Annotated in this window: 12 protein-coding genes and 1 tRNA gene; 7 read left to right on the top strand and 6 right to left on the bottom strand. The window is 60.5% G+C overall.

Annotated elements, in window-relative coordinates; genetic code table 11:
• Positions 1 to 37 precede the first annotated feature (37 nt).
• The 4 genes from JJN09_RS25345 to JJN09_RS25330 all read right to left on the bottom strand — a co-directional run bounded on the left by JJN09_RS25345 (position 38) and on the right by JJN09_RS25330 (position 3781).
• Positions 38 to 113, bottom strand: a tRNA-Phe gene (locus JJN09_RS25345).
• A 103-nt stretch (positions 114 to 216) separates the two neighbouring features.
• Positions 217 to 489: an oxidative damage protection protein gene (locus JJN09_RS25340; protein ID WP_007952551.1), complete on the bottom strand. Its 273-nt coding sequence runs from the start codon at positions 487 to 489 to the stop codon at positions 217 to 219.
• On the bottom strand, positions 486 to 1553 hold the full coding sequence (gene mutY, locus JJN09_RS25335) for an A/G-specific adenine glycosylase (protein ID WP_249484250.1): 1068 nt from the start codon (positions 1551 to 1553) through the stop codon (positions 486 to 488). The genes JJN09_RS25340 and mutY overlap by 4 nt, the downstream gene beginning before the upstream one ends.
• A complete protein-coding gene (locus JJN09_RS25330) occupies positions 1550 to 3781 on the bottom strand; it encodes an AsmA family protein (RefSeq protein ID WP_249484249.1) in 2232 nt (743 codons plus the stop codon). Before JJN09_RS25330 ends, mutY begins: the two co-directional genes overlap by 4 nt.
• A gap of 353 nt (positions 3782 to 4134) precedes the next feature.
• Between JJN09_RS25330 and JJN09_RS25325 the strand changes: the two genes are divergently transcribed.
• The 7 genes from JJN09_RS25325 to JJN09_RS25295 all read left to right on the top strand — a co-directional run bounded on the left by JJN09_RS25325 (position 4135) and on the right by JJN09_RS25295 (position 9896).
• The gene (locus JJN09_RS25325; protein ID WP_249484248.1) at positions 4135 to 5799 is read left to right on the top strand and encodes an OFA family MFS transporter; all 1665 of its coding nucleotides are present in this window, start codon (positions 4135 to 4137) and stop codon (positions 5797 to 5799) included.
• A 215-nt stretch (positions 5800 to 6014) separates the two neighbouring features.
• Positions 6015 to 6608 carry an imidazoleglycerol-phosphate dehydratase HisB gene (gene hisB / locus JJN09_RS25320; protein WP_100940330.1) on the top strand — a complete coding sequence of 198 codons (594 nt, stop codon included), beginning with the start codon at positions 6015 to 6017 and terminating at the stop codon, positions 6606 to 6608.
• The gene (hisH, locus tag JJN09_RS25315) at positions 6608 to 7246 is read left to right on the top strand and encodes an imidazole glycerol phosphate synthase subunit HisH (protein WP_085712765.1); all 639 of its coding nucleotides are present in this window, start codon (positions 6608 to 6610) and stop codon (positions 7244 to 7246) included. Before hisB ends, hisH begins: the two co-directional genes overlap by 1 nt.
• Complete coding sequence (locus JJN09_RS25310; protein WP_085712766.1) at positions 7247 to 7504, top strand: DUF2164 domain-containing protein; 258 nt, start codon at positions 7247 to 7249, stop codon at positions 7502 to 7504.
• A gap of 42 nt (positions 7505 to 7546) precedes the next feature.
• Positions 7547 to 8284, top strand: a complete 738-nt coding sequence (hisA, locus tag JJN09_RS25305) for a 1-(5-phosphoribosyl)-5-[(5-phosphoribosylamino)methylideneamino]imidazole-4-carboxamide isomerase (RefSeq protein WP_003220753.1) — start codon at positions 7547 to 7549, stop codon at positions 8282 to 8284.
• 9 nt (positions 8285 to 8293) lie between these two features.
• Entirely contained in the window at positions 8294 to 9064 is a 771-nt protein-coding gene (hisF, locus tag JJN09_RS25300; protein ID WP_007897430.1) for an imidazole glycerol phosphate synthase subunit HisF, read from the top strand.
• A gap of 76 nt (positions 9065 to 9140) precedes the next feature.
• The gene (locus JJN09_RS25295) at positions 9141 to 9896 is read left to right on the top strand and encodes an ABC transporter substrate-binding protein (protein ID WP_249484247.1); all 756 of its coding nucleotides are present in this window, start codon (positions 9141 to 9143) and stop codon (positions 9894 to 9896) included.
• On the opposite strand, the gene JJN09_RS25290 is transcribed toward JJN09_RS25295, so the two are convergent.
• The gene (locus JJN09_RS25290; protein ID WP_249484246.1) at positions 9877 to 11244 is read right to left on the bottom strand and encodes a Vps62-related protein; all 1368 of its coding nucleotides are present in this window, start codon (positions 11242 to 11244) and stop codon (positions 9877 to 9879) included. The two genes, JJN09_RS25295 and JJN09_RS25290, sit on opposite strands and share 20 nt — an antisense overlap.
• 117 nt (positions 11245 to 11361) lie before the next feature.
• Positions 11362 to 12138: a divergent polysaccharide deacetylase family protein gene (locus tag JJN09_RS25285; protein WP_249484244.1), complete on the bottom strand. Its 777-nt coding sequence runs from the start codon at positions 12136 to 12138 to the stop codon at positions 11362 to 11364.

The following is a 12138-nucleotide window of genomic DNA, read 5'->3' as shown; positions in this document are numbered from 1 at the left end:
AAAACCCTGAATCTTGCGATTCAGGGTTTTCGGTATTTGGTGCCCAGAGACGGAATCGAACCGCCGACACGGGGATTTTCAATCCCCTGCTCTACCGACTGAGCTATCTGGGCAACGGGGCGCATTAAAAGGGTTTTTCGGATTTACGTCAAACACTTTTTTAAAATTTCTTAAATTAATTCCGTCGCTTACGATCCGACCCCCGTTTTTCGGGGGTTATTCCGCTGGCGGCACGTAGCCTTCCGCCTGGGCGTATTCCTCGCCGGAGAAGTACTTGTCCATTTCACCCTGAAGAAATTTGCGGTCTTCGGCGTTCATCATGTTCAGGCGTTTTTCGTTGATCAGCAGGGTCTGGTGTTTCTGCCAGTCGGCCCAGGCCTTCGCCGAGACGTGTTCGAAGATGTCCTGGCCCTTGGCGCCCGGGTACGGTGGGCGCTCCAGACCTTCGAGTTGTTCTTTGTACTTGCGGCACATTACGGTGCGGGTCATGTCGACTCTCCTGCATTCAAGACGGCGGCCGCGCGTTCGAGCAAGGTCTTGACCGGGGCGGCGAGGCCCAGGCGCGGCGGGGTGGCGAGGTTATACCAGAGCCAGTCGGCCTCGGCCACGTGACCGCCAGCCTCCTGTACCTGAACCAGCCAGGGTTCGATGGACAGCTGGAAGTGGCTGAAGGTGTGGACGAGGGTCGGCAACACCTGCTGCTCGCCCATTTTCAGCGAGTGCTGCGCGGCGAGGTGTTGCAGGTCGTCGAGGTCGTCGAGTTCCGGCAGGCTCCACAAACCGCCCCACAATCCGCTGGACGGGCGGCGATAAAGCAGAATCGCGCCCTCCTCGTTGGCCAGCAGCGGCATCAGCGTGCGTTTCTGCGGGATGGCTTTACGCGGCTTGGGAATCGGGTAGCGCGTCTCCAGGCCAAGCATGTGCGCTTCGCAGCCCTTTTCCAGCGGACACAGCAGGCAGCTCGGCTTGCTGCGGGTGCAGAGCGTTGCGCCCAGATCCATCATCGCCTGGGTGTAGGCGTTGACTCGATCCTGCGGTGTGAAGCGTTCTGCGTTAGCCCACAGCTGTTTGGCCACCTTCGGCTCGCCGGGGTAGCCCTCCTGTGCGGTAAAACGCGCCAGCACCCGTTTAACGTTGCCGTCGAGGATCGGCGCGCGCAGGCCCATGCTGATGCTGGCAATCGCGCCAGCGGTGGACAGGCCGATGCCCGGCAAATCCGTGAGCTTCTCGACGTCACGGGGAAACTCGCCGCCGTACTGGCTGACGACGATCTTCGCGGTCTTCTGCAAGTTGCGCGCGCGAGTGTAGTAACCCAGGCCCGTCCACAGGTGCAGCACTTCGTCCTCCGGCGCTTCGGCCAGGGCTTCGACCGTCGGCAGCGCGGCCATGAAGCGGTCGAAGTAATTGAGCACGGTGCTGACCTGAGTCTGCTGCAACATGATCTCGGACACCCAAACCCGATACGGATTGATGTTTTGTTGCCAAGGCAAATCATGGCGGCCGTGGCGGTCGAACCATTCCAGCACCGCCGTGGAAAACTGCTCCGCTCTCATCGCTTGAACAGCCCCTTCAATGCGTTTTTCAGTTCAGGGCTGACTTTGTCGCCCAGTTTTTCGTCGATTTTTTCGCTGAGTTTGTCGCCGGCCATTTTGGTCGCGACCTGGCCGAGGCGTTCGTTGTCCACGCGGCACGCCTTGGCGCCCAGTTCAAGCGGGCCACGGCAGCGCAGCGGCCACTCAATGCCAACGAACTTGTCGCCGACCTGGCAGGCCGGGTCCGGCATGGCGCTGGTGTCGCCTTCGACGATGATGCCGACGCGATAGTCCATGCCGAGCACCTTGAGGTCGATGTCGCCGTCACCGTTGACGGTCATGCCCGGGATGCGAACTTTCAGGTCCGGGTTGCTGGCGACGCCGTTGCGGAAGGTCAGATTGCCCTTGAGCTCCTGGAACGGTGTGTCCTTGCCCCGCGGTTCGCCGCTCAGGGATTTGCGGTTGAGGGTGGCGATGCCTTTGCACAGTTGCTGCTCAAGGTTGGCGTTGAGCAGCACACCGTTATTGATCACGAAACTGGCGTTGCCGTTGAGGGTATCGATCAGCGCCTGTTGGCTGTTGCCGCTACCGGTGACAGTGCTGGTGAGGTTCACGAGGCCTTTGACCGGCGGGTTCTTGCCCTGGCTTTCGAGGATTTTTTCCACCGGCACGCGGTTGATCCGGGTTTGCAGGTTCAGCACCGGCGCCGTCTGGCGTACGTCGAGAGTGCCCTTGGCTTCGAAGTCGCCGTTGTACAGCTCGCCGCGCAGGTTCTCCAGGGTCAACAGGCCGCCTTGGCCGGTGGCTTTCAGTGCGGCGTTCTGGATCGGCAACTTGTCGAGGGTCAACTGGCCGAAGGTCAGGTCGGCGTTCACGTCCAGTTTGCTCAGGCGCTCCACCGGGAGCAGTCGCTCGGTGCTCCAGGCGCTTTTGCTCGGCTTGTCCGGCAGCGGGGTGCTGCCGGCGCCGGCCATGGCATCGGCTTCGGTGCTGGCGACTTCGGTCTGACGCGCCTGGGTGGCGCTGGCGGCTTTTTCCGATTTCGGCGGCAGGTAGCGGTCGACATTGAACGTGTCGGCCTTGAGGATCGCCCGCAGTGACTGTTTGGCGAAGTCTTCGACGGCGATGCGGCCGCTGAAGCTGCTGTCGTCGAGTTTCAGATTGATGTTGTCCAGCGCCACGCTGGTCGGTGTGGCAGAGACACGGCTGACCAGCTCGACCTTGCTCAGGCTGCCTTCGGCCATGGCTGGCAGGGTCTGGCCGATGCTGTCGACGAATTTCGCCAGATCGAACTGAGCGATAGAAATTCCGCCGGTGATCTGCGGGGTCTTGTCCAGATCGTTGGCCTTCAGTTCACCCAGCGCGCGCAACTGGTTGGCGGAGATCTTGATCCCGGTCCATTCGGCGACGTTCGCAGCCTTGTCCAGCAGGATCTGGCCTTGGGCGGAAAACGTCATGGCTTTGCCTTGCAGTGGATCACCGGTCAGTTCGCCGGACAACTTCATGTCCTCGAACTTGTAGCGTTGCAGGGCACGCTCGATACGCAGTTCGCCATTGAGCTCGGTGCGTACCCGCAGCACGGGCTGATTGGTACTGAGGAACGCCGTGGCTTTCAGTGGAATGTTGGTCGAGTCGTGTACCGCGCCGGTGCTCAGCTGGATGCTTTCGGCGCTGAACTGCTTGCCGGTCTGCTCGTCGTTGTATTCAACGCGGGCGTTGTTGACGGTCAGGCTGTCGATGTCGAGGCGGATCGGCTGCGGCGGTTTTTCCGGCTGCGCAGGCGTTTCGGCGACCGGCTCGCCAGTGGCCACCGGCGGGGTGCTGCCCGGCGCAGGCGCTGGGGCAGGCAGTTTGCCGATGTCTTCCCAATTGCCGTGACCGTTCTTGTCACGGTTCAGGCGCAGGTTCAGGCCTTCGACACGCACATCGCTCATCTGCACTTCGCGGCGCAGAAGCGGCAGCACGCGTACGGACAGACCGAGCATCTGCAGATCGGCATACGGTTCGTCAGGCTTGATCAGGGTGGCGACGCTGGCCTCGTGCAGTTCCAGGCCGAGCCACGGGAACAGGCTCCAGCCGATATCGCCATTGAGCGTCAGCTCGATGTGGGCCTTGTCGCGGGCTATCTGGCGGATCTCGTCTTTGTAGTCGTTGGGATCGAAGAGGTGGGTCAGGGCGAAGCCCGCCGCCACAATGATCAGCAACAGCCCGAGAAGTACCAGACCCAGGATTTTGCCGAACGCTTTCATGGGCGAGTCCTTGTAGTTAGTCGAATTCGTAATTTAGCCGGGGAGTATAGCGCTGCATAACCCCGCGCTGGTGCGGCGTCCTGAGGAACCTGTCGATCCGCCACGTGTAGCGCTTCGACAACGGTCGGTACGAGGGTTCCCCAGTCGCAGGAGATCAGATGACTCAAAAAAGGTGATATCAGTTTGGTTTTTCTGTCACGTGCAGATGGTAACCTTCGCCCGTTCGTCCGCCCTTCTGCGACTTTTGGTCGCGCCTCAAGGAGCTTCACCCACCAACACGGTCATGCCTGCGTGCATAAAGGCCGGGGGTGAGCAGTGGCTGGCGAACCATACTAATAATTGGGGGATACACAATGAGCACGAGCATTACGGCGGACGGCCTCAGCGCCGCCCAGCCTGCGTTCCTGTCCAAGGAACGCATCATCGCCAAGCCCGGTTTCAACCGCTGGCTGGTACCACCGGCCGCTCTGGCCATCCACTTGTGCATCGGCATGGCCTACGGTTTTTCCGTGTTCTGGTTGCCGCTGTCCAAGGCGCTGGGCATCACCGCTCCGGTGGCTTGCGCGCCGGACATGAGCTTCATCGCACAAGTCTTCTCGTCGCAATGCGACTGGCCGATCTCCATGCTCGGCTGGATTTACACCCTGTTCTTCATCTTCCTGGGCTGCTCGGCAGCGATCTGGGGTGGCTGGCTCGAACACGCCGGGCCACGCAAGGCCGGCGTTGTATCGGCACTGTGCTGGTGCGGTGGTCTGCTGATTTCTGCGTTGGGTATCTATACCCATCAGATCTGGCTGATGTGGATCGGCTCCGGCGTGATTGGCGGTATCGGTCTGGGCCTGGGTTATATCTCGCCGGTCTCGACCCTGATCAAGTGGTTCCCGGACAAGCGCGGCATGGCGACCGGCATGGCGATCATGGGCTTCGGTGGTGGCGCGATGGTCGGTGCACCACTGGCCGCAGCGCTGATGGGCCATTTCGCTTCGCCAACCAGCGTCGGCGTATGGCAGAGCTTCCTGGTGATGGCCGCGATCTACTTCGTGTTCATGATCGGTGGCGCATTGTCCTACCGCGTGCCGCCAACCGGCTGGAAGCCTGAGGGCTGGACCGCCCCGGCGAAGAAAGCCGCGAACGCGATGATCACCCACCGCCACGTTCACGTGAACGTGGCCTGGAAAACCCCGCAATTCCGTCTGGTGTGGCTGGTGCTGTGCCTGAACGTGTCCGCCGGTATCGGCATCCTCGGCATGGCTTCGCCACTGTTGCAGGAAGTGTTCGGCGGCAAATTGATCGGTGTCGATCTGCCGTTCGGTCAACTGGACGCCGGGCAACTGGCCTCGATCGCAGCAATTGCGGCGGGCTTCACCGGTCTGCTGAGCTTGTTCAACATCGGCGGCCGGTTCTTCTGGGCGTCCTTCTCGGACTATCTGGGCCGCAAGAACACCTACTTCGTGTTCTTCGCGCTGGGCTTTGCGCTGTACGCGTTGATCCCGAACCTTGGTCACCTGGGCAACGTTGCGCTGTTCGTGGCGGCGTTCTGCATCATCCTGTCGATGTACGGCGGTGGTTTTGCGACCGTTCCGGCCTATCTGGCCGACCTGTTCGGTACGCAAATGGTCGGCGCGATCCATGGTCGTCTGCTGACTGCCTGGGCTGCCGCCGGCGTGCTGGGTCCGGTGCTGGTGAACTACCTGCGTGAATATCAGTTGAGCATCGGCGTTGAGCGCGCGGCGGCTTACGACATCACCCTGTACATCCTCGCGGGCCTGCTGGTGCTGGGTTTCCTGTGCAATCTGCTGGTACGTCCGGTGGCAGACAAGTACTTCATGACCGACGCCGAACTGGCTGCCGAACAGGCGCTGGGCCACGACAAGGGTGCTGACAGCAGCACCGTGCTTGAGTGGAAAGCCGCGCCGGGCAGCAAGCCGTTGGCCGTTGCTGCTTGGCTGGTGGTCGGTATTCCGCTGGCGTGGGGTGTGTGGGTGACCCTGCAGAAGACGGCGGTGCTGTTCCACTAAGTAATCGTTAAAACGCAGAACCCCTGTGGGAGCGGGCTTGGTCCGGGCGGCTCCCACATTTGTTTTCAGGGTGCCTGTAATGGCTTGTATGGACATGTCTACCCGCGACAGCCGGGGCTTCTATCCGTCTGCCATATCACGTCTCGTGTTTCTGTTTCGGCCCCGCGTGCCTATAATGGCTGCCTTTTTCGCCCAATGATTTTGCGGAGCTGGTGATGGCCGAACGTAAGGCGTCTGTCGAGCGCGACACTCTGGAAACCCAGATCAAAGCCTCGATCAACCTTGATGGCACCGGAAAGGCCCGATTCGATATCGGTGTTCCTTTTCTTGAGCACATGCTGGATCAGATTGCCCGTCACGGGTTGATCGACCTGGATATCGAATGCAAGGGCGATCTGCATATCGACGACCACCATACCGTGGAAGACGTCGGTATCACCCTCGGCCAGGCCTTCGCTAAAGCCATTGGCGACAAGAAAGGCATCCGTCGCTACGGTCACGCCTACGTGCCGCTCGATGAAGCACTGTCGCGCGTAGTGATCGACTTCTCCGGTCGTCCGGGCCTGCAGATGCACGTGCCATACACCCGCGCCACCGTTGGCGGCTTCGACGTCGACCTGTTCCAGGAATTCTTCCAGGGCTTCGTCAACCACGCGCTGGTCAGCCTGCACATCGACAACCTGCGTGGCACCAACACCCACCACCAGATCGAAACCGTGTTCAAGGCTTTCGGCCGCGCACTGCGCATGGCCGTGGAGCTGGACGACCGCATGGCCGGCCAGATGCCTTCGACCAAGGGCGTGCTGTAATGCAGACGGTTGCGGTAATCGATTACGGCATGGGCAACCTGCACTCGGTGGCCAAGGCCCTCGAGCACGTTGGCGCCGGCAAGGTGCTGATCACCAGCGATGCGGACGTGATCCGCGAAGCCGACCGCGTGGTTTTCCCAGGCGTTGGCGCGATTCGTGACTGCATGGCGGAAATCCGTCGTCTCGGTTTCGATTCGCTGGTGCGTGAAGTCAGCCAGGATCGCCCGTTCCTCGGCATCTGCGTCGGCATGCAAGCCTTGCTCGACACCAGCGAAGAGAACGACGGCGTCGACTGCATCGGCCTGTTCCCGGGCGCGGTGAAGTTCTTCGGCAAAGACCTGCATGAAGACGGCGAGCACCTGAAAGTCCCGCACATGGGCTGGAACGAAGTGAAACAGTCGGTGGATCACCCGCTGTGGCACAACATTCCGGACCTGGCGCGTTTCTACTTCGTGCACAGCTACTACATCGCCGCCGGTAACCCGCGACAAGTAGTCGGCAGCGGTCATTACGGTGTCGATTTCGCCGCTGCGCTGGCCGAAGGTTCGCGTTTCGCCGTGCAGTTCCACCCGGAGAAGAGCCATACCCATGGCCTGCAATTGCTGCAGAACTTCGCTGCATGGGACGGTCGCTGGTAAATGGCCGCCAAGAAAAAACCGCCGATCCTGACCCTCACGCCCGAGCAGGAAAGCGACGCCAATCGCAAGATCCAGCGGTTCATGGAGGATCGTTTCGAACTCGACCTGGGTTCGTTCGAGGCGGCGGAAATTCTTGAGCTGTTTACCCGCGAAATTGCTCCGCACTATTACAACAGGGCGATTTTCGATGTGCAGACCCACCTCAAGGAGCGGTTTGAAAGCATCGAAAGCGACCTGTGGGCGCTCGAGAAAAACTGATTTCCGAGCCAAGCTGAACATTCAAATTTGAAGGTTTGCCAGATGCTGATTATTCCCGCTATCGATCTCAAAGACGGTGCCTGCGTACGTCTGCGCCAGGGCCGCATGGAAGATTCCACAGTGTTCTCCGATGACCCGGTGAGCATGGCTGCCAAGTGGGTGGAGGGCGGTTGCCGTCGTCTGCATCTGGTCGACCTGAACGGCGCTTTCGAAGGCCAGCCGGTCAACGGCGAAGTCGTGACCGCGATCGCCAAGCGCTACCCGACCCTGCCGATCCAGATCGGCGGCGGCATTCGTTCGCTGGAAACCATCGAGCACTACGTCAAGGCTGGCGTCAGCTACGTGATCATCGGCACCAAAGCGGTGAAGGATCCGGCGTTCGTCGCTGAAGCCTGTCGCGCGTTCCCGGGCAAGATCATCGTCGGTCTGGATGCCAAAGACGGTTTCGTCGCCACCGATGGCTGGGCTGAAATCAGCACCGTGCAGGTCATCGACCTGGCCAAACAGTTTGAAGCCGACGGCGTGTCCTCGATCGTTTATACCGACATCGCCAAAGACGGCATGATGCAGGGCTGCAACGTACCGTTCACCGCTGCGCTCGCTGCTGCGACGAAAATCCCGGTGATCGCTTCCGGCGGCATTCACAACCTGGGTGACATCAAGTCGCTGCTTGACGCCAAGGCGCCGGGCATCATCGGCGCAATCACCGGCCGGGCGATCTACGAAGGCACCCTCGACGTCGCCGAAGCGCAAGCTTTCTGCGACTCCTACCAAGGCTGAGGACTGACCATGGCGCTGGCCAAACGCATCATCCCTTGCCTGGACGTGGACAACGGCCGGGTCGTCAAAGGTGTGAAGTTCGAGAACATCCGTGACGCCGGCGACCCGGTAGAAATCGCTCGTCGCTACGACGAGCAGGGTGCCGACGAGATTACCTTTCTCGACATCACCGCCAGCGTCGATGGTCGTGACACCACGCTGCACACCGTCGAGCGCATGGCCAGCCAGGTGTTCATCCCGCTGACCGTCGGCGGTGGCGTGCGGACGGTGCAGGACATCCGCAACTTGCTCAATGCCGGTGCGGACAAAGTGTCGATCAACACCGCTGCCGTGTTTAACCCGGAGTTCGTCGGCGAAGCGGCGCAGCATTTCGGCTCGCAATGCATCGTCGTCGCCATCGACGCGAAGAAGGTCTCGGGCCCTGGCGAAACCCCGCGTTGGGAAATCTTCACCCACGGCGGCCGCAAGCCGACCGGCCTCGACGCCGTTGAGTGGGCGAAGAAAATGGAAGGCCTCGGTGCCGGTGAAATCCTCCTGACCAGCATGGATCAGGACGGCATGAAAAACGGCTTCGACCTCGGCGTAACCCGCGCCATCAGTGATGCGCTGGGGATTCCGGTGATCGCGTCCGGTGGCGTTGGCAACCTGCAGCATTTGGCCGACGGCATTCTTGAAGGCCACGCCAGTGCAGTACTGGCGGCGAGTATTTTCCACTTCGGCGAATACACTGTTCAGGAAGCCAAGGCCTACATGGCTCACCGCGGCATCGTAATGCGTTAAACATCCATACAGGCCAGTGGACAGCATGGCGTACCCAAGGCACTCTTGGGCACGCCATGGATTTCGGTAGCCCGACATGATCAAACGCCTGCTTCTCGCCCTCGCCAGTGCCTCCTTGTTGTTGATCAACACTGGTCACGCCGAAGAAAGTCCCGACACCGATCTGGTGCTCCTCACCGAAAACTTCCCGCCGTACAACATGGCGAAGAACGGCAAGAATTTCGCTCAAGACGAAAACATCAACGGCATCGCCACGGACATCGTGCGCGAGATGTTCAAGCGAGCCGGCATCACTTACAGCCTGACCCTGCGCTTCCCTTGGGAACGGGTCTACAAGCTGGCGCTGGAGAACCCCGGTTACGGGGCTTTCGTGATGGCGCGCCTGCCGGATCGCGAAAAGCTCTTCAAATGGGTTGGCCCGATTGGCCCGGATGACTGGGTCATGCTGGCCAAGGCCGACAGCAAGATCACCCTCGAAACCCTGAATGACGCGCGCAAATACAAGATCGGCGCCTACAAGGGTGATGCGATTGCCGAGACGTTGACCAAGCAGGGTCTGAAGCCGGTGGTGGTGTTGCGCGATCAGGACAACGCCAAAAAGCTTGTCAGCGGTCAGATCGACCTGTGGGCCACCGGCGATCCTGCCGGCCGTTATCTGGCGCGGCAGGATGGCGTGACCGGGTTGAAAACCGTGCTTCGCTTCAACAGCGCTGAGCTGTATCTGGCGCTGAACAAGGACGTGCCGGACGAAGCCGTTGCCAAGTTGCAGGCTGCCCTGGATCAGATGCGCAAGGACGGTGTAGTCGACGAGATCATGGGGCGCTATCTATAGAGGGCGGCAGGTCTGACACGGGCGGCGATTCAACGAGGATGCCGACTGCGTCGTGATCGAGGCCCTTTACCAGGGCCGTGCTGGACGCCGGGGCGAGCATGGCCGGAGTGTCGACCTCTTGCGGGTATTCGCTAAGGTGAAGGCTTTCGTCATCCGAGTAGCCGATGCTGACCGCCACTTTCGTGCCGTCAGCGCGCTTGAGCATATAGTCGCTTTGGATTTGATAGACCGCTACCGCCTTGCACTTCGCCGCCATGGCGATAACGCCCAGAGGGCGCAATTCATTCCAGCCGCCGGTTGAATGCTCAGTGTGGGTGAAGTCCTCCTGCAGACAGGCCGAAAATTCGATTGCCCTGGCATTGTTCACAGCATTGGCCGGCCATGCCGTATCGATCCTGATCGATGTCAATGAGCTGAATATCTGCTGCATGATGGGGTTCTGCACTGGAAAAGCTTTCCACTTGGCAGGTCGGCACTGGTCGCCCGTGTTATAGGTGTGTCCGACCAGGACGTACTGGTCTGTGCGTTCCAGGCAGTAGAACGGCGACGTGCGCAATTGCTCTGTGGGCTGCAGATTTTCTCTGACGGCGAACCACGGCAGTCGTGCAACCTGAGTGACTCTGGCCGGTTCGACCGCTGAGGGTGCTTCGTAACCTGAAAGCTCCGGCGGTTCTGGGGCGGGGTTTACCTGGCGAGGGATCTGCATTCGAAGAACGTAGGACACTGGGGTAGCAGGCTTTCCGTGGCTCTGGACAGCGAAAAAACTTCCAGGCGAGAAATATATTTCGCCGGGTTGTGCGGGTGGAGGATCAATATGCCAGGCACTGAAATTTTGTCTGGCACCACTGCCCTTGTCACTCCAGATCAGATCGCCGAGGTTGGCGGCCACCACGAGATCCGACCGGACGCATCGGACAGTATTGAGCAGCGGCTTGTCTCGGCCATTGGAGCAGACCACTCCCAGGGCGACATACCCGGACGGAGGGATCGGGCGCCAGACGGTGCAGTCTGCTGCGGCGCCTGAGCTGGAGTCTCTCCAGACTTTTTCATAGTCGATCGGTCGGCTGAGAGCCTTGCCTGCTGGTGTTTCATCACCCTCGCGGACAACGGCGACAATTTTGCTGCCGTTTACATTGTCGTACCCGCGAACCACGATGTCGCCCAGCGGGAAATAACCTGGTAATGCGTCGGGGTCAGGGGCGAGGCGCCAGAAACTACCAGGCGCAGAGTCGGACCCCCGGCTATCCCAGATGCGGTGGAATTCTGTCGTGAAGTTGATCAGCAGGTTGCCGGATTTTATCGATTCCGTTTGCCCGACAGGCAAGGTGTGGCTGTTGTCAGTAGTCATAGTCAGTCCTGAAGTTTGAAAGGCGACTCGAGGAGTCGCTGGCACTTGCGAGGCTGACTATCCCGATTGGGGCAAGTCTTCTGGCGGTAACTATGTGTGGCGGTTGTTTCAGAGCATTTACCGGTAGACGCCGTCTTTGCCATGAGCGGCCGTGGCGCGATTGCTGCGCACACTGATCATTTGTTTGATATCGATCCACTCGATGCCTTGAGCTTTCAACTTCGGCAGTTCCCGTTCCAGCACGGCCAGAGTCTGTGGATAAGGATGGCCGATCATCACCGCAGAACCCTGTTTGCGGGCCAGACTTATCGCCGTCTGCAATTGGGTCAGGATTGCCGCTTCGGTGCGCTCGTCATCGAGAAACACATCCCGGGAAACGCTCGCCAGATCGATCTTCTGCGCCTGCTGCGCGGCGACGGTCTGGGCACTGGTGCGGCTGTCGACGAAAAACTTGTGGCGGCGCTGCAGCTCACCCATCAACCAGGCCATCGCCACCGGTTGCGCCGTCATGCGACTGCCCATGTGGTTGTTGATGCCGGCGGTGTAGGGGACCATTTTGAACGCGGCGTTCAGCCGTTTCTCAAGCTCCTCGATGGGCAGTTCAGGATGCCAGGCGAACGGCCCGGTGGCCGGGTCCATCGGCATATGCAGGATCACGATCTTGCCGGCGCGATGGGCTTCGCGGGCAAATTCGGTGGCGTGCGGGGTGTCGGGCATGATCGCGGTGGTGACCGGCCCGGGCAGGGCCAGTACGCGGCGATCCCGGGGCAGGTTCTGCCCCAGGTCGTCGATGATCAGTGTCAGGTAGGCTTTTTGAGGTGTTGGTCTGGCAGGTTCTGCGTGAGCAGCACCCGCCAGACAGCACAGCAGGACAAAGACGAAACGCAAAGACAT

The sequence above is a fragment of the Pseudomonas sp. HS6 genome, assembly GCF_023375815.1.
In the GTDB taxonomy this organism is placed as follows: Bacteria; Pseudomonadota; Gammaproteobacteria; order Pseudomonadales; family Pseudomonadaceae; genus Aquipseudomonas.
The sequence above is the reverse complement of the archived record's forward strand: the minus strand, read 5'-3'. Positions and strand labels throughout refer to the sequence as shown.